A 19,531-nucleotide genomic window follows, 5' to 3' on the forward strand; every position below is an offset into this window, starting at 1 on the left:
AAATTTAGGTTTTTATTTAATATTGATTTGAGGTATTCCCTCCATCCGCAATTGTTTTTGCAGCAGAGGTTCCGATTCGTTTTACACCTAATCGAATCATTTCTATGGCATCCTGATAAGACCGAACTCCTCCGGCAGCTTTAACTGGCAGAGGCGATGCGTTTTCCAGCATCATTATAATTGTTGGAAGGGTAGCTCCGTTTGGCAAATCGTTTTCGGTTTTATAAAATCCGGTAGACGACTTCACGAAAACTGAACCGTAGTTTTCTTCTTTAAAATGAGATATCACTACATTTTTAATCAATGCCGAAAGCTGAATGATCTGTGTATCATTTAAGGCGGCAACTTCAATAATCCATTTCACTGTTTTATTGCTTGCAAGACCAATTTGTGTTCCCACTAAAATCTCTTGTTTGACCAGATCAACATCGCCTTCTTTGAATGCCTTATAATTGCAAACAAAATCCAGATCATCTGCTCCGTCTTCTATTGCTTTGTTGGCTTCTTTTAACTTAGACTCTAAATCTGAGTCTCCTTCCGGAAAATCAATGACTGTACCTATCAGCAAAGTCGAATTGGCTTTATGAATCATTTCTTTTGCCAAAACTACCTGTTCGGGCCGAATCATGATGAGTTTAAAACCTTCGCGAATTGCCTCTTCAATAGCATTTTTAACCACTAGGGTATTTTCCGCTTCCGAAAGTCCAGCCTGAGAGGCTGTTTTTAAATACGTAGAGTCCAGATATTGCTTAACATTCATGATTTGTGCGTGTTCTGAGAATTCTGCAAAAATACATTTAAAATTAGAATGAATCACAAAGGCTGGGAAGATTTACATAAAGTAGCCACGGGTTTCTTTTAAAACAAAGCAACATGAAAAATAATCTGACAACGTACTATCATTAAACTAATAGATTTTTGAATGCAGAGTAACGATTGCTGCTTTTTGATTTGATGTTTCTTAATGATACGATCGTCGATTTTATAACATCTGAAATCAAAAATCGCTAATCTTTTTACCCATTTTTTCCAGACTAAATAATATTTCTCGCAAAGTCGCAAAGTTTTAACCAACCTTGAAAACATTAAGATTAGATCACAAAAAAACCCACCGAAGTGGGTTCTATACTTTTAAATTTTATCGATTTGTTTTTTAAAAACTATCGCGGCAAAAATACCAAAAATAGCTCCAAGTGCATTGGCTAAAACATCTGTTACATCTGATGCTCGTGTAACCGTTAAAACACCTTGCAGAATTTCGATTGTAATTCCGAAAAAAACAGAAAATATAAATGAAATTAAATAGGCCTTGTAATCGTCTGGTGCTTTTCCTTTCAGCTCTTTTTTGAAAAACAAAATCCAGGAAATTGTAAATCCAAAATGAAAACAAAAATGGACAATCTTATCTATACTCGGAAAATTTACGGCCGGAATATTACTGGAATCTGTTAAACAAAAATAAGTAATGATTCCTGAGCAGATAATTGCCCAGATTAAAAGCAATTGTTTAGGCACCTATAAGTTCTTTATAAGCGTCGGCAGACAATAAAGAATCAATTTCTGATGCATCAGCAATTTTAATTTTAATCATCCATCCATCTCCGTAAGGATCAGAATTCACAGTTTCAGGCTCGCTTTCAAGATTTTCATTGAAGGCAATGATTTCTCCTGTTAATGGTAAAAACAAATCTGATACTGTCTTTACAGCTTCAACTGTTCCAAAAACCTCGTCTCTGTCAAGTTTTTGATCTAAAGTTTCTACTTCAACGTACACGATATCCCCTAACTCTTTTTGTGCAAAATGAGTAATTCCTACTGTTGCAACATCTCCTTCGATGCTAACCCATTCGTGATCTTTTGTGTACTTTAAATTTGCTGGTATGCTCATAATAGTTGTGTGTTTGAAAATTGATAGTTTAATAATTGAGGCACAAATGTAATAATCTTCTAATAAAATCCTCTTTAGAAATTCAAAATTAATTCCCAAAATTATATCGAAGTGTAAATCCTGATCTAATATTCGTTAAAGGGAATGCTGTCGAGATTACCGCTTTCGAAAATGAATGATCGTAATAGAATATCGCGGTCAGGTTTTTACTGAATGCATAGTCTGCCGTAAGTTTTAAAGACCATATATTTTGTCCTGCTGCTAATTGGTTGTTGTCATAATCTAAATAGCGCACTAAGGTTTCATTATTTCGATACGAAAAGTCACACTTAATATTGATATCACTTTTGATAATTCCCGTTGGAGAATCAGCAAGTCTTGAGGAGAAAATTACATCTTTAAAACGATAGCCCAGACCTACAACATATTCCATCCCTTTTACTTCGGTCAATAAATTATTATCAAAACTCATAGACAAAGCTCTGTCTTTTTTAATCTCTGTCAATACGCGTAATGAGCTTTTCAATTCAAAATCCATTCGGATTAACGGACTGAATTGCTCCACAAGGTTAATATTAGACATGATGGTTTTGTTAAAGAAATTGGTATTCACATCCTGTCCGTTAGGCTTCTCTATATAATCAAAATTAGATCTGAACTGGTTGATGGTATACGATGCTCTATAATTATGCTGTAAAGAAAAACGCTTGAATTTGTCTTTAAAATATTTGTAACGCATTAAACCGTTGTACTTAATACTCCAGTTTGGAATTGGGAAGCTTCTGAAAATATCTGTCGAGCTGCTTGATGCACTACTTCCTGTATAAGCCGCTAAAAATGCAGGCAATAAAACCGCCTGATTGCTTTTGGTAAATCCTATCGGATACCCTTCATTAGCCGTATATACTTTATAATTAGGATCTGTAGGAGCCGGAATTGGGTTATTAGCATCTCCATATCTCGGAATTGGTGCTCCTGCACCATAACGCTCCTCTGCCAGACGGTTTGCTATAATCATACGGTTGTTTCTGAAATCATCAAATGCGGCAGACTCTGTTGCAGTGCTGGTTGAAAATGCTGTTTTTATAAGCACTGTTGAAATAGAGAACATCCCATAATTATACGGTGACAAAGCCTTATAATCTAAATCTCCGGTCAAATTATTTTTAACAACACTATACTGCTCTGAATTATTTTCAGAATAATTACGATCCATATTCAGGTCAATTTTCAAATCAGGCAATAAGTCGATATTCGCCGTTACTTTCAGGAGCTTATTGGTTACCTGAGTAAAACTTTGATTAAAATCCTGATAAGAGGTTAACCATCCTCTTTTCGCCGCTTCAAAACGAATGTCGTCCTGGCTTCCGAAAACAAATCCTAAAGTAGGTCTCGATGTTCCGAAGAAACCAACACCCGGTGTATACCCCGGTAAAACGGTTCCACTATTCACGGTATAATTTACCTGAACATTTTTTATACTGGTCAGAATACCAATCATGCCATCATAGAATGGACTGCTAGTGGTAGCCGGTTTTGCCGTATTTACAATCTTCTCCCCTGGTTTTGGCGGTGCAGCTGCTTTAGGTTTTGCTCCTGTTTTTGAACCCGGAGTTAATCCTAAATACTTGTACAGCGTGTTCATGTTAAGCGTTGTCGTAAATGTATTCGAATTGGCATTCTGAATAGTGTTTCCTAAATCAAACGTACTTCCGCTGACAGGATCCACATATTCAGATAATGCAGTCGAAGCACGCTGCCAGCTATAATCGGCGGTATACGAATAATTTGCTTTGATGAAGCTCAGTACCGGAATTTTATGAATTGGAATATCATAGTTCAACACTAACTGTTGTACGTGCTGATTTGGCGTTCCAATATCAAAATAATCGTCCCAGATATTAAAATCCTGTTTTGGCGTATTGTCATCATTTAGAAAATTCCTTACGATATTATTGGATGCGGCGGTATAGTTAATTTTTAAAGATTTCGTTAAATTGAAACCAAAACCGTACTGATAATTAAAGGCAAAGTTTCGTCTGTACAACGGATCAAGACCAATTCCTTGTACCTCCACTTCTCTAAATTGCTGACGGTTACTTTGTCTCAAAATATTTGTGTTAAAGGAAACATTTGAAGGCAAATAATTAAAATTAAAATCACTCAGCATTTTCCAATACTCACTTTTCTTCATGAATTTAGTCTTCTTGAACGGAACCACTTCTTTTGGCTGGAAGGTGTACGCATAATTCACGGCACTATTCGATTGCTCGTCTACGTAATCTGCCACTTCATAATCGTGACGTTCTACCTGATTGTACGATTGTGAGAAGGTGAAATTTTCAACGTCATAAACATGCGGTTTCTGTTCCGGTGCTCTGTCTTTTCTTACACCGATAAAATTGATACTTCTTCTTTTGGTATAGTCAACAGCTCTGGTTCTGATGTTCTCTTTCTCTGCCTCATCGGTCGTTTCTTTAATCAGCTGTTTTAATTTTATATCCTGATTGAACGGGTCATATTCCGGTGTGATAACTTCTTCTCCAATTGCGTAATTAAATGGCAAATTGATTCCCCATCTGTGTGGCAATAATTTCCCTAAATTCAAATTGGTAACAATATTATACTGCTGTAGATCTTCACGGCTTCTCTCATTTGCTCCTTGTTCTAAAGATCCAAAACCAATGGTACTCTTTTTACCGGTAGCCGATACGGTAGCAAAATCCGCCATATTGGTATCGATATTTAAAATTGCTGCCATACCGCCTTTGTTCTCCAGATCGGCCATTCGAAGTTCGTTGAACCAAATCTCTCCTTTAATGGTTTTATGATCTGCCCTACTCTTAACTCCCACCATCAAAGTTCGGACTAAACCAAAATTAGGATTTCCTTTGATTCCTAATCTTAATCTGCCGTCTCCATCACCTCCGCCAACACTTAGGTCGTCATCCGGATAGTAAATCCCGTTAACATCTCTTTTATCAGAATTAATATCAACAGTCATCCCCTTAATTTTCATTCGGGTCAATAACTCCAGTGCTAAATCAATATTGTTCTCTTCCAGCCAAACCTGATCCGGACTTATACTACAAGACCCTCCGGTTCTGGTCACTTTTAAAGGAACCTCGACCTGATAGAAGTTTTGTGTAAAGTCATTTCCAAAACGGATAAAACCTACCATTTCATCATCGAGTAACGTATTTTCGTTTGGCAATGATTCAGCATGTAAAAACATTTTCAGTTTTTTGTACTGACGCATGTCTACACTTACATTCTTAAAAACCGCTCTTGAATCCTGATATTGTAATCCTGAACCGCTAACTCTAACCGCTAAGGCTTGCTCATTTTGATTGATAATGGTATTGTTATTATACAGCTGCTCTCTACGAACGCCCGGTGGCACCACATAATTCACAGGACATTTTGTACCATTCTCCTGAATGTTTACTGCCGCAACATCAAACTCTGTTCCGTCGTCAGCCGGATTCGTATCGTTGGCATCAAGTGTACCGGTATATCTTCTCCATTCTCCTCTCACTAAATCCAAAGCTCCAAAACGAACAGTCATCTGATCACTAAAGCCGGTCATGAACATACGCATGAAACGAATCGATCTGAAATCTGTAATATTTCCAATCGTATTTTGCGGTTGAGCAACCGGAATTTTAAACTGTATCCATCTTGCTGTTGTCGTTGATCCGTTTGGCAATTCAACATTGCTTACTTCACGAATGTCTGTAACGAAATTCTGCCCCACCTGCATTCCCGGTTTTACATCGATGCTATATTCATAATATGCATTGATGGTACTCATAGTGTTGTCACGGTTGATATCTTCAACATCCGGTAAAGTTGTTGATCCACGATTTGGGGAATCGATACTTACGGGAGAGTTTCCTTCTGTACCATTGTAATTTTTGTAGCGGTCTAAAACGCCTCCATCAGTATTCAGATAATAGGTATAATCGTCTCCGGCCGGATCTGTTTCTCCACCGTAATTTGTATATACTGAAGCTTCTTTCGAATTAGGTAAACCGTCTAAACCAACATCCTGATTGCTACGATTACCTGCATTATTATCGAAGGCATAAATTAAAGATTGTGATGCCGGAACGTCTCCCCAAAGCGGTCTAGGATTTACCATGATCTGATCCGGGCCTAATCCGTTTTCGTATTGTTTTCTTCCGTCTTTTAAAACGTCTTCCGAGATTTCTCCTAAGTTGAAATAAATTTTTCCGGTATTACCAACTGCTGCTTCTCCATTACCTACATAAGGATCCATTACCCAAAACTGAATGTACTCGACATTCCCTTGTTCAAAGTTGGTCGAATTCAAGGCACGCATGATTCCTCCAAAATTAGAACTGGCGGGACTTGCACCAAAATTCGGATTGTTGTTATAAGGTCCGCGGTTAGAAGGGTAATACGTTAAGTCCAGTGTATTCACTACCTGAATCTGTCCCTGAGCAATATCTGTATTTGGATATAATTCCCTGCTATAAATACGTCTCGTGGTATTTAATGACAAATCATCATTTGAAATACCCGATGGTTTTGAAGCGTAAAAAACAGGGTCGATAGTATACCAGGACAATTTTGCACGTTTAAAGCCATATTCTAATGTAGTTGAATTGGCATTAAAAGTATTGTCATTGATAGAATTTACAAATGGTGTCGAAGCCAGACTCCACGCATACGCTGATCGCATGTCGATGGTAGACTGAGAACCTTCGAAGTCATCAATATAAATGGTTGCCTCACCTTCAAAATCACTGGCTTTTGGAGCATCTGGTTTTAAGAAAGCTACTTCTCCTCTTATCGAAAGATTGGAAGGAACATCTGTATCTATGTTTGGTAATTTGTTAACTAATCTGGTAAAGAAAGGAACTTCGGTAGAGTAATTTCCATTGAATCCAAAGATCGTATTATTTACAGATTCCTGACCGTAACTTGATTTTTGAGTAAACGGTCTTTCGTTCATTTTCAAATAAGTTCCTCCTACAATAAATTTATCTGAAATTTTATGCTCAACATTGAAACCTATAAATCTTCGGGTCTGTTGTCCGAAAATTGAGTTGTTCTCCAATGACACCTCAATTGGCGTATTAGAAGCCTGAAGCGAAGGATCTAAAATCTGAACACGTCCTAATTGGTAATCTACACTATAATCGATCCCTTCCACCAGTCTTCTTCCGGCTGCCATAACAACAACAGATCCCTGCGGAACATTAAACGCTCCGATTGGAATACCATTGCTTCCTGATGATTTGTATTTTCCTCTTAATAAAAATTTATTCTTATCACTGTCCTGCAAAGCTCCGGACTGTGTGTTTCGGTACATGTTTCTGAACACATATCTTTTCTGATTGGCATTATAGGTAGTCGGATCGTCGTAGTTCTCACCCGAACCTGTATTTTGCAACTTTTTAAACAACAATTCTCCAAAAGGCTCTTTGGTACTAAAAATAATTCGAGCATTCTGAACGTCTACTGTAATTCCCGGAATATAATCAAAGAAACCATCTCCTCCGGCTTGCGGATCATTGTTATAATTCAATCGGTCCAGATTAAAGACATTCAATAAAGGGGTCAGCTCAACTTTATTATCTGCGGTAGGATTTGCTGGGAATGTTGTTCCCGGTACCGGTGAAATATAGTTGATTGGAGAAGGATCTGTATACAGTATGTTTAATCTGAAATCGTCTTGTTTGATTTGATATGCCTGAGGAATTTGGTACACGTTTTTCATCATCAGATTCCAAACCGGATTCTGAACGTTCGTCAAATTACTCTTCAGCATTTTTAACACTAAACTCTGAGTGATGATCGCTTTGTTGGCATTGTTGTTTCCGGTCACTACGGTTCCGTCAACCCCGTCACTTCCAAACTCTCCGACCTGATACACTTTTCCTCCAACAGTGTACTCAAATGCTACTGCTAAAATTTCGTCATTGGCCAAACGCTGCTGTAAGGAAATGTATCCCAATTGCGGATTGAAAGTAAATTCGTTTGCGGTTAATTTCCTGGCGTTTTCTAATACAGAATAATCTGTTCCTTCGCTGGTATTTGCGTTATTAAATCCTGATTTTGCCGTTACGATTTCTCTAATATTAGAATTTAGGTAGGCTCCCGGTTTTCCAATAGTAGCCGGATCGTATTTATTGTTGGTGTTGTTTGTTGGTGTATCGATAGGGTTATTAAAAAATCCGACAGGATTGCTTATCACCACCACCTGATTATCCGGAACTCCCGTAACCTGTCCTTCTCCTAAATCCTGAAGCGCGATAATGTTACGTAAGTTATTGTTGTTGGTTGCTACCCTGTTTTGTTTGTTAGTTACCCAAACTTCTATTCTGGTAACCTGAACACGGCTATCGATAAAAGGATAGCTTTTTAATGAAGCATCGTATTTATTTCTGAAATACTGAGATAAGAAGAAATGTCGGTCATTATCGTAATCCAGCGCATACAAATCAAAGTTCTGTACGGTACCGCCACCTTCTGCAACTATACTCTTGGTTTGTGACTTCTGTTCTGAGAAAACTCCGGTAACAGTTGTCTTACCAAATTGCAAAACTGTTTTAACCCCGAACAAACTTTGGGCACCTCGAATAAGGGTGCTGTTTAAAGGCATACTCACGTTACCTACTTCCACTTTCTGAACAATATCATCTTCTGAAGGCGTATAGGCAAGTTTAAATAAATTTTGAAAGGCAAAAGTAGACTGGGTATCATAATTAGCATTTACCTCTAATCTGGTTCCTACTTTCCCCAATAAACTCATACTGATTCGCTGATCGAAATCAAACGTTAGGCTGGATCTATTTCTTGGTGAAAAAGCCGGGTTATCCTGTTTGGTATACCGGATTCCCAAGTCCATTTCTACTGATCCTGTTGGCTTTACGTCTATGGTATTACTTCCGAAGATACTTTCGAAAAGTCCTGAATTGATATAATATCGCGGTAGTAAATTCTTTTTGGCGGCCTCACTTCCTGACTTTTTACCATCAATAGCATCTGATTTTTTTCTGAAATAATCTCTTCTGGATTCTTTCAAAACTAAATCTTCGTATTCTTTTGGCGTTAATACAATTGGATAATTGATATTAAAACCGTCTACGGAGCTGGTGTAAATGTAGCGATCGGTTATAGGATCATACCGATAGGCTGAAAGTATGCTTGGCGGATTTCCTATTTCTACTTTACCAACGGAAAATTGTGTTTTAGTTGTATCTTGAACTGTGGGATTTACTTGCGCACGCAAAACATTACCGCAAAATAAAAACAGTAAAAAAATACAAATTTTACGCATACTAGTTGGTTTAAATAAATTGGTTTTATAGGCTTTTTAATGCTTTTTTGATGATGGTTTCCACCGTAGCTTCCGGATCTTCTTTTACGATTTTCTCTACTACTTTTTCAGAAGTTTTACGAACAAAACCTAAAACCTCCAAAGCAGATAACGCTTCATCTCGATTTGTATTGTTTTGAACGACCGAAACTTCGTCCAAATCGTACAATTTTAACACTTTTTCTTTTAAATCTAGTATAACTCTTTGTGCTGTTTTGTTCCCAATCCCTTTTATAGACTGGATTACGCCTACGTCTCCTGAGGCGATAGCATTGATAATTTGTCTTGGCTCTATGGATGACAACATGGTTCTGGCAATGTTTGCACCAATTCCTGAAACCGACAATAACATTCTGAATATTTCGCGTTCTGATTTTTCTACAAAACCAAATAATGTATGCGCATCTTCTTTGATTTGAAGATGCGTATACAATTTTATATTTTCTACATTGGGAATTAATGAAAAGGTATGTAAAGAGATGTTTACCTGATATCCTACTCCGCCACACTCAATGATGACTTCTGTTGGATTTTTCTCTACTAATTTCCCCTGTAAATGTGCTATCATAGTATAATTTATTAAGGTCAAATATAACAAAAATGCATTAAAAATACGACATTATTATTTGACCTTAATTATTTCTACTATTTCGCTAATTTAATCTTTTTACTTTCTTTTTCCTGAGCGTCAATAACTGCAATTGCAGCCATATTTACCATTTCTTCAACGCTTGCTCCTAATTGGAAAATGTGAACCGGTTTACCCATTCCCATCATAATTGGTCCAATAGAATTTACTTTGTAAAGTTCTTTTAGCAATTTATAAGTAATGTTAGCCGAATCTAAATTAGGAAAAATCAAGGTATTCACTTTCTTACCTGCTAATTTTGAGAAAGGGAATTTTTCTGCAAGCATTTCCTGATTTAAAGCAAAATCTGCCTGAATTTCTCCGTCAACAATCATTTCCGGATGGTTTTTATGCAAGTAAGCTACTGCTTCTCTCACTTTTGAAGCACTTGGACTTGTTGAAGACCCGAAGTTTGAATAAGAAACCATTGCAATAACAGGCTCTACACCAAACATTTTAGCCGTTTTAGCCGTCATGATCGCAATGTTAATCAAATCTTCTGTTGAAGGATTGATGTTGATTGCTGTGTCTGACAAAAACATTGGTCCACGAGAAGTCAACATCATATTGGCTGTAGCTACTAATGAAGCTCCCGGTGCTTTTTCAATCAATTGTAACATTGGTTTCACAACAGTCGGATAACTTCTTGTATGACCTGTTACCAAAGCATCTGCTTCTCCTTCGTTCACCATCATTGCGGCAAAATAGTTTCTTTCACGCATGAATTTTTGTGAATCTAATAGCGAAACTCCTCTTCTTCCTCTTGTTTCCCAATATGAATTAGCAAATCGGTTACGTCTTCCTTCTTCTTCATTGGTTTTAGGATCAATAATCTCAAGTTCAGCATCAAAACCTAATTCTTCCTTAAGTTCTAAAATGACTTCTTTGTTTCCTAATAAAATTGGATAACCAATTCCATCTTCGTGTACAATTTGCGCTGCTTTAAGTACGTTTAACTGATCTGCTTCTGCAAAAACAATTCTTTTTGGACTTACTTTAGCACGGTTGGTAATCAAACGTACCATTTTATTGTCGTTCCCCATACGCTCGCGAAGCACATCTTCGTATGCTGCCCAGTCTGTAATAGGATTTTTTGCTACTCCGGATTCCATTGCTGCTCTTGCAACTGCAGGTGCAACCACGGTAATCAATCTAGGATCAAATGGTTTAGGAATGATATACTCTTGTCCGAAACCTAATTTTGTTGCTCCGTATGCTACGTTAACCTGCTCCGGTACCGGCTCTTTTGCCAAAATAGCTAATGCTTTTACAGCAGCCATTTTCATCGCTTCGTTAATTTTTGTAGCACGTACGTCTAATGCTCCTCTAAAAATATATGGAAATCCAAGAACGTTATTTACCTGATTAGGAAAATCTGAACGCCCCGTAGCCATAATAATGTCTTTACGAGTTTCTGTTGCTAAGTTATAATCGATTTCCGGATTTGGATTTGCCATTGCAAAAACAATTGGATTCTCGTTCATTGTCAATAACATTTCAGGTGACAAAATACCTCCTGAAGATAATCCGATGAAAACATCTGCTCCTTTCACTGCTTCTGCTAAATCAATTTTAGCTCCATCAACTGCATATTTCAACTGCAATTCTGATAGTGAAGAATTATCTTTTGTTAAAAGTCCTTTACTGTTAAACATCTTGATGTTCTTAACCTGAACTCCTAACAAAACATATAAATCAGTACAAGCAATTGCTGCAGAACCTGCACCCGAAACTACGACTTTTACATCTTCAGCTTTTTTTCCTGCCAATTCAAGGGCATTAATTAAAGCCGCTGACGAGATAATTGCAGTACCGTGCTGGTCGTCGTGCATTACCGGAATGTCCAATTCTTCTACCAATCGTCTTTCTATTTCGAAAGATTCCGGTGCTTTAATGTCTTCCAGATTTATCCCTCCAAAAGTTGGAGCAATATTTTTTACGGTCTGAATGAATTCTTCGATATCTTTTGTACCGATTTCGATATCAAAAACATCAATATCAGAGAATATTTTAAACAACAATCCTTTTCCTTCCATTACTGGCTTAGAAGCTTCAGGACCAATGTCCCCAAGTCCTAAAACTGCGGTACCGTTTGAGATTACGGCAACTAAATTTCCTTTTGCTGTATATTTGTAAACGTCTTCTACGTTTGCTGCAATGTCTAAACATGGCTCTGCAACTCCTGGCGAATAAGCCAAAGATAAATCTCTTTGGGTTGCATATTTTTTTGTTGGAACTACCTGAATTTTTCCTGGAGTTGGTTCTGAATGGTACAGTAACGCTTCTCTTCTTTTACTCTCTTTGTTCATTTATTTTTAGCTTTTATTCTAGCTTACAAAGATATAAGTCTTGTTTTAAAATGGCCTATTTTTACTGCTTTCTTTTCCTAAAAATAAAATTCGGAGCGAAAAAAAAATAGCCCAAATTAATTTGGACTATTTTTTTGATATGTTTTATTTTTTGCTTGTTTTATTGCGAAATATAAGAGTTTAAATGATTAATAGTATCTTTCTGAATTTCTATAATGGCCTTAACTACATCACTTATAGATATAATTCCTACTACAATTCCATCTTCCAGAACCGGTAAATGTCTGATTCTTTTGGTACTCATTAGCTCCATACAATCTTCAATCTTATTTGAAAGTTTTACCGAGAAAATATTGCTTTCCATAATTTCATGCACAAAAGTTTCTTTTGATGATTTATCCTTCAAAACAATTTTTCGAGCATAATCCCTCTCAGACAATATCCCTTTTAAATCGGAACCATCAATAACAAGAATGGCACCTATGTTTTTCTCTCCCATTACCTTTAAGGCTTCATAAACCGTTGTGGTTGAAAGAACTGAATAAACATTTTTCCCTTTTGCGTTTAATATTTGTTCTACCGTCATAGCTGAAAAATTTTAGATTTATAAAGTTAGAAAAAAATGTAGATACACCACAATGAAAAACCGTTTTTAAAACCATAAAACATTCATTTTAAGCAAAATAACTAATATTTTGTGTTTTATAAATTTAAGTTTAAAGAATGGAATGAATTCTAATCTTTTTTTACGAAAAGCGCATTGTTTTTTTGATTGTCAGATTTATTCTAAATAAAAAAATCTGTTGAAGATTTGCTTTTGCCCTTTCAGGGCGGTACTCATTGTCTATTTAATCGCACTACGCTAATTTCATAGCGCTACGCACTATGCTAATGTTTTTGGGCCTTCAGCCCTTTTTTACATACTTTAAGTACTCATCATTATAAATCTATGATTATGAATAAATCAATTAAATGTGTTTTGTTTTATAATAAGCGAGGCTTAGTAACAGCGCAATGTACCATTACGAATAAAAAATGACTCCTACCTTAAGCCCTGAAAGCTAATGCTTTTTTGGCTTTCAGTACTTTTTTTTAAAGGCTTTGAGTACTTATTATTATAAATCTATCATTATGACTAATCAATTAAATATATTTTGTTTTTATAATAAAGGAACTTCAAATCATAAGCGTTCCGAATATGCTCTGAAAGAGCTTTAGCAATAGCGTAGTGAACCGCACTACGAATATAAAAACGATTGTCACCTAAGCCCTGAAAGGGCGAAAGCACTAATCCCATAGAAAACGCTCATCATAAGCTACCTGATATTTATTTAAAAATGCCAGCAACTCTTCTCTGAAGTTACGCTTTTTATGATGTTCTTCCTGATTCTTAATGTATTGTATTACTCTCTCTAGTTCTGATGGATTGACAGAAAATATACCATAACCATCCTGCCAATAGAATTTCGCGTAACGATCGTCTATTGTTTTTATCCATTTTGAGGATTGCTTTTTTACCTCCTCGACCAATTTCATTTGGGTGACTTTTTTAGATAGTAAACACAGTACATGTACATGATCTTGATAGCCTCCTATCTGAATTGGATTGCATTCTAATCCTTTACAAATTCCGCCAAGATATTCCCATAAACGCTCTTGTATGACGTTGTCAATAAAGGGATAACGTCCTTTGGTGCTAAATACCAAATGAACGTACACTTTTGATAATGATTGCGGCATGTTTTTCTTGCTGTTTTTTTAGTTGCTTTTGCCCTTTCAGGGCGATACTCATTGTCTAATTAATCGCACTACGCTAATTTCATAGCGCTACGCACTATGCTAATGCTTTTGGGCTTTCAGCCCATTTTTTAACTCCCAACTGTTTATAATCGCAAATCTAATTAATTTTATAAGAAAAAACTTAAAAAAACAAATAATAGACCCAACTTACTTAAGAGTAGAAAGAGTACAATATTTTATTAACACGACATAAATGTCGTGCTATTTGCGCCAATAGTTTAATACATTTATTTAGTAAAAAAATAGAACTTAATATATCAAAGATGCTATCATGGAAACAAATGAATTTAAAAATCTAGAGCAATTACAAAAAATAACCGCCCGATATTTCCACAATTCAAAATCGGCCAATGACAATGTAGAAGCCAATACGACTCAAATTAAGTTTGTCAATTATTCTGAGTTGGGCAGTGTGATTACCGACATGCTTAAATTATGTATTCTTGCGTTGAATCAGAATCGATATGAAAATTCAGAGACTGGTATTAATGTAGGTCTCATTTTAGAAACGGTTCTCCAGATATTTCCCGTGGATGAATTTGAGTTTTTAAGTGAAATTAGCCAGATGGTTGCTACTAGTTCTCATCCTGCCAATGAATAAATCACTATTTTTTTGCTCGCAAAGACGCTAAGGCGCAAAGTTTTTTATTGTTGGCTGTTGCTTTCAATGTGTGTTTTACGCATCGTTTTGTCCTTGCGATGAAGGAAACTCGAGCGATAACGACTGACGAAGTAAATACATTCGAAACTCCATTCCAAATGCCGCCAATCTTTGTCGAATTACTAATGTGATCCCTCGTTCCTCGGGATGACAAGATTGTGAATAATTTGATAACAACGAAAAAAGCCCTTTTCTAAAATTTAGGAAAGGGCTTTAAACTATTACTTTTTATTTACAAATTGGTGATTACAAATTCGCTTCTTCGGTTGCGTTCGTGTTCTTCATCGGTACATTTTACACCATCAGAACATTGGTTTACCAATTGAGTTTCGCCGTATCCTTTTGCGGTTAATCGGGCTGGGTCTACTCCTTTTTGAATCAGCCAGTTTCGGGTAGATTTGGCTCTCTTTTCGGATAAAACCTGATTGTACTGCTGGGTTTGTCGGCTGTCTGTATGGGAACGGATATCCAATTTTAAGGCTGGGTATTGTTTTAGAATTTCGACAATTTTCTCTAACTGATAAGCGGATTCCTTTTTAATAGTGGCTTTGTCGAGATCAAAATAAATGATCGGAATATCGAGTGTTTTTGCCAGATCTGTTCCCACTTCAATGGGTTTAATTCTCTTTTCCAGCTGAATCAATAAAGTCGTTTTTCCGGAATTTCTTTTAATTGTTACCGGTACTTCCTTGCTTTCATAATCTGTTTTCGACGTTCGTACGAAATAGTTTTTTCCACATTTTACATTCGGAAAAACATAATTTCCATTGTTGTCAGTGATGACTTCTGCAACGGCTTGGAAATTTTCATCAAACAATGCCACATTCGCATTTGAAAGTATGACATTGGTTTCTGAATCGGTGACAGTACCTATTAATTGTTGTTCGCAATTTAGTTTTCGTCTTTCGGTAAATCGATAAACATCGTCAAATCCATGTCCCTTATCTCTGTTGGAAGAAAAAAATCCGTTTCTGTCTTTACTATTGATTATAAAAGCAAAATCGTCCTGCGGACTGTTAATTGGTTCTCCAATATTTTGTATTTCTTCAAAGGTGCCCTGATCCTTTATTTTTGTCACAAATACGTCAAGTCCGCCCAATCCCGGTCTTCCGTCTGTTGCGAAATAAAGTTCGTTATCTTCAGAAATAAAAGGAAATGTTTCTCGTCCTTCAGTATTGATTGCTGATCCCAAATTTTGAGGTTTTCCAAAGGTTCCATCTTCATTTATGGTTACTTTAAACAAGTCGGATTGTCCTAAAGTTCCCGGCATATCTGAAGCAAAATAGAGCGTTTTTTCGTCTACACTTAAGGTAGGATGCGCTACACTATACTGATCACTGTTAAATGGAAGTGCTTCGATATTTTTCCATTCTCCTTCTACTAAATTTGCTTTGTATAACTTTAATAAGGTGACTTTGTTCTCGTCTCTGCCTCTTTTACCGTTTAAGAAATTGTTTCTTGTAAAGTACATTGTTCGGCCGTCTTTTGTAAAAACGGGTGTCGATTCGTTGAATTTTGTATTTACTTTCTTCTGAAAACGCTGCGGTGTTCCTAAACTTCCATCCGGTAATAATTCGGCGGTGTATAAATTGGTAAAGGATCGGTTGGTCCACTTGAAATTTTTCTTTGCGACTCCGCCAGTATCTCGTGCGGATGTAAAAACTAGTTTATTATCAAAAATAGTACTCCCATAATCTGAATACTTAGAGTTTATTCCGGCATCGGCAATTTCAAATCGTCCTGAATTTGCTTTTATCTCGTTCAAATAATTTTTATTGGATTCGAATAAGATCCCTCTTTTATCTGTTGTCTGTTTTTGATTGAATTTTTCTAAGATTGCATCTGCTTTAGCGTAATTTCCAGCAGCTTTAAGACATTGTGCGTATCGGTACAAATACTCAGACTCTTGTTCTTTATTCATGGAAAATAATTCATCGTACCATTTTAAAGCTTTTACCAATTCTCCATTAAAATAATAGGAATTCCCCAGACGCTGGAACATTTTTTCGTCTTTATATCCTTTTTCAGCTACATTTTCATAGATTTTTATAGCATCAATATAGGCATACTTCTCGTATTTGGTATCGGCATACTTTATACTGCCGGTTTGTGCAATTGAATTAAATAAGAGGAATAAAAAGAATATGGTATAGTGTAGTTTTTGGCTTTTCATGGAGGGATTTTTTAGAAGAATCTTGGTGAGGTAATTCTATTGTAATTATTAAGAAACTCAAAACGCAGGAACACTTCATGTGACCCCGAATTATATCTTCTTAAATTAGTAGTTTCATGATCGTAACCATAACCCACATATAAACCATCTGTAATCTGAAAGCCTGCCATTGCGCTAACCGACGCGCTCCAGCGATAAGCCAGTCCGATTACAAACTTATCATTGAACATAAAATTCCCTGAAACATCAACCTGTAAAGGGGCTCCCTGAACCATCTTGGTCAACAATGCCGGTTTGAATTTGATGTAATAATCCAAATCAAAAACGTAACCTGCCATTAAATAGTAGTTGATTTTATCTTTAAAAATAGCGGTATCATCATCATTGAATCGATTGGTTTCGATAAAATTCGGAATTGACAATCCCAAATATGCTTTGTCAGAATGCCAATAAACCCCAGCTCCAATATTGGGTGTGATTCGATTGTTTAAATTCTGAAACTGCGGGTCTCCCTGATTTTCAGGATTCAATTTATTTACATCCAGATTAAAAAGATTTGCTGTGGCTTTTATTCCAAAGGAAAGTTTAAAGGTTTCTGAGGTTGGAACACTATACGATAAATCGGCTGATAAAGTGTTCTCGTTGGTTGGACCAATTTTATCGTTTACCAAAGAAACTCCCAATCCTAAATTGCTGTTGTTTAAAGGTGTATTTATAGCAAAGGTGCTGGTTTCGGGTGCTCCGTCCAGTCCGACCCATTGTGTACGGTACAGTCCGAAAACACTTAGCGCACCACGGGAACCCGCATAAGCCGGATTTATTGCCATGGTATTATACATATATTGTGTGTATTGCGCATCTTGCTGCGCCGAACACACCACTGTAAAAAACAGGAACATTACAATTATCTTTTTCATTTGAATGGCTTTTAAATAGCGGTCCGGGATTACCAGACCGCCGTAGTTTTTACTTGTTGATATATAAATAACCTGATTTTTCATGCGAATTAGATTCGTTGTCTTTGTACTTTAAGATGTAGAAGTAAGTTCCTACCGGTAATCCTTCGGATTGTTTTATAGTAGTACGTCCTTCTGAGAAACCTTTAAAAACACGATCTTCGTTATTGTAGTTGTCTTTTTCGAAAACCAGAACTCCCCAACGATTGTATATTTCAACCGTATTGCTTGGATAACATTCTAAGCCCTGAATATAGAATCTGCTGTTTTTGTCATCTCCATTTGGTGAAAACGCATTAAAGACTTTGATAACACAGCCCGTTAAATCCAATACGGTTGGTTTGTCTTCCAGAACACTTTCATCATCTGAAATGTCATCTACCACAACTCCTTTATCACTTCGTCCCTGAACGCTTGCCTGATTGCTTACGCTACCTTTATTGATATCACTTTGTGTGATTTTATAAATGGCTTTAAAGTTATATTCGTCAGATTCGTTTACACCTAAATCAATTGCCTGTCCTGAAACGACAACTCCCGGTAAAGGATCTGAAATGGTGATTCCTTTTAATGGAACGTTTCCGGTATTGGTTACTTTAAATCTGTACGTAATGGTTTCGCCTGCATTGGCAAATCCGCTTCCGTTTTCATCATTAAATACTGCTGTTTTAATTACTGCAATAGCAGGAACTTCAACAAAAACAGTTAATGTCGCGGTACCACAATTGGTTGGATGAGCCTTTTCACAAAGTTGATAGTTTAAGGCATAAGTTCCACCTGGTGTGTTTGGTTTCACATTTACGGTTCCATCTGAATTAAACTCAAAGTAAGGGTTTTTCGATAAATCGGTAAATATAACTTCCGAAGGATTAATTGGTAAACCTTTCAGTAAATCATTGTTGAAAACATTTATGAATTCAAGAGAACCATTTATACCGTCTACATTTACAATTCCATCATTCGTAACTACAATTTTCACTAAAGGTATCGGAGGATCCGGGTCTACTACATTAATTACCGTAATCTTCGCTACTGCCTGACTGCAATTAGACGGATTTAAAGCTTCACATATTTGATACGTTAATTCATAAGTTCCAGAAGGGGTTCCCGATTTTACTTCAATTCTACCATCAGATTTTAAAGTTAAATTCGGATTTGGCACAATCGTCGTTAAGATAACGCTTGAAGGAGTCAGTAATACTCCGTTTAAAGTATCATTCTGGAAAATACTTGTTGGAGAACTTTGTCCTTTACTACTGTCAACAGTTCCGGCATTATCATTATTCGCTTTTATAACCGCTCCTGTTACCGGAACATAACTTTTTACAGTAGAACAATTCGTAGGATTCAGATATTCACAAATACTGTATTCAACTTCGTATCTGCCTATCGGTGTTCCGGCTTTTACCGTTACCGTTCCGTCCGCATTTAAAGTCAATCCTGTTGGAACATTTATTGCTTTTAAGATTACTCCTCCAACACTATTTTTAATTACTGCCGGATTTCCATTCAAAGTATCATTCGTTATTAATGAAGCTGTAGTTCCGCCAATACTTCCGTTTATAGAAAGGGTTTCTTCTGTCACTGCATTAATCACGGCTTTTCCAACTTCAACGGTAGCTGTAGCTGTTGCACAGTTGGCAGGGGTTGCTCCTTCTTCACAGATTTCGTATGTGATTTGGTAAGTTCCTGTTACGGTGTTTGGATCTAGAGTTAGTACTCCGTTGGCATCAATGCTCAATGGTCCTGTTTTAATTGGGGTTAC

Annotated in this window: 12 protein-coding genes; 1 reads left to right on the forward strand and 11 read right to left on the reverse strand. The window is 36.6% G+C overall.

Features of this window, described 5'->3' with window-relative positions; all coding sequences use genetic code 11:
- Nucleotides 1-16 precede the first annotated feature (16 nt).
- From deoC to tnpA, 8 genes are all read right to left on the reverse strand, one after another.
- A complete protein-coding gene (deoC, locus tag B0A80_RS11255) occupies nucleotides 17-760 on the reverse strand; it encodes a deoxyribose-phosphate aldolase (RefSeq protein ID WP_089077336.1) in 744 nt (247 codons plus the stop codon).
- 371 nt (nucleotides 761-1,131) lie between these two features.
- Nucleotides 1,132-1,515 carry a VanZ family protein gene (locus tag B0A80_RS11260; RefSeq protein ID WP_017497886.1) on the reverse strand — a complete coding sequence of 128 codons (384 nt, stop codon included), beginning with the start codon at nucleotides 1,513-1,515 and terminating at the stop codon, nucleotides 1,132-1,134.
- Complete coding sequence (gcvH, locus tag B0A80_RS11265) at nucleotides 1,508-1,888, reverse strand: glycine cleavage system protein GcvH (RefSeq protein WP_026110132.1); 381 nt, start codon at nucleotides 1,886-1,888, stop codon at nucleotides 1,508-1,510. The genes B0A80_RS11260 and gcvH overlap by 8 nt, the downstream gene beginning before the upstream one ends.
- Nucleotides 1,889-1,976: 88 nt before the next feature.
- Nucleotides 1,977-9,200 carry a T9SS outer membrane translocon Sov/SprA gene (gene sov / locus B0A80_RS11270; protein WP_089077337.1) on the reverse strand — a complete coding sequence of 2,408 codons (7,224 nt, stop codon included), beginning with the start codon at nucleotides 9,198-9,200 and terminating at the stop codon, nucleotides 1,977-1,979.
- A gap of 25 nt (nucleotides 9,201-9,225) precedes the next feature.
- Nucleotides 9,226-9,807 carry a Holliday junction branch migration protein RuvA gene (ruvA, locus tag B0A80_RS11275; RefSeq protein WP_070905605.1) on the reverse strand — a complete coding sequence of 194 codons (582 nt, stop codon included), beginning with the start codon at nucleotides 9,805-9,807 and terminating at the stop codon, nucleotides 9,226-9,228.
- A 77-nt stretch (nucleotides 9,808-9,884) separates the two neighbouring features.
- Complete coding sequence (locus tag B0A80_RS11280) at nucleotides 9,885-12,176, reverse strand: NADP-dependent malic enzyme (protein ID WP_089077338.1); 2,292 nt, start codon at nucleotides 12,174-12,176, stop codon at nucleotides 9,885-9,887.
- Between the two features lie 160 nt (nucleotides 12,177-12,336).
- The gene (locus B0A80_RS11285) at nucleotides 12,337-12,762 is read right to left on the reverse strand and encodes a CBS domain-containing protein (RefSeq protein ID WP_070905604.1); all 426 of its coding nucleotides are present in this window, start codon (nucleotides 12,760-12,762) and stop codon (nucleotides 12,337-12,339) included.
- A gap of 701 nt (nucleotides 12,763-13,463) precedes the next feature.
- Nucleotides 13,464-13,916 carry an IS200/IS605 family transposase gene (gene tnpA / locus B0A80_RS11290; RefSeq protein WP_089077339.1) on the reverse strand — a complete coding sequence of 151 codons (453 nt, stop codon included), beginning with the start codon at nucleotides 13,914-13,916 and terminating at the stop codon, nucleotides 13,464-13,466.
- Nucleotides 13,917-14,247: 331 nt separating this feature from the next.
- Here tnpA and B0A80_RS11295 point away from each other — a divergent pair, with 331 nt between their 5' ends.
- Nucleotides 14,248-14,577 (forward strand): hypothetical protein, encoded by a 330-nt coding sequence (locus B0A80_RS11295; protein WP_089077340.1) that lies wholly within the window; start codon nucleotides 14,248-14,250, stop codon nucleotides 14,575-14,577.
- A gap of 292 nt (nucleotides 14,578-14,869) precedes the next feature.
- Here B0A80_RS11295 and B0A80_RS11300 read toward each other — a convergent pair whose 3' ends face one another.
- From B0A80_RS11300 to B0A80_RS11310, 3 genes are all read right to left on the reverse strand, one after another.
- Nucleotides 14,870-16,810, reverse strand: a complete 1,941-nt coding sequence (locus B0A80_RS11300; RefSeq protein ID WP_089077341.1) for an OmpA family protein — start codon at nucleotides 16,808-16,810, stop codon at nucleotides 14,870-14,872.
- An 11-nt stretch (nucleotides 16,811-16,821) separates the two neighbouring features.
- On the reverse strand, nucleotides 16,822-17,727 hold the full coding sequence (locus B0A80_RS11305) for a PorP/SprF family type IX secretion system membrane protein (RefSeq protein WP_026110131.1): 906 nt from the start codon (nucleotides 17,725-17,727) through the stop codon (nucleotides 16,822-16,824).
- 49 nt (nucleotides 17,728-17,776) lie between these two features.
- A partial coding sequence (locus B0A80_RS11310; RefSeq protein ID WP_124020569.1) for a T9SS type B sorting domain-containing protein occupies nucleotides 17,777-19,531 on the reverse strand: 1,755 nt, incomplete at its 5' end.

Source organism: Flavobacterium tructae (assembly GCF_002217475.1).
GTDB classification, from domain to species: domain Bacteria; phylum Bacteroidota; class Bacteroidia; order Flavobacteriales; family Flavobacteriaceae; genus Flavobacterium; species Flavobacterium tructae.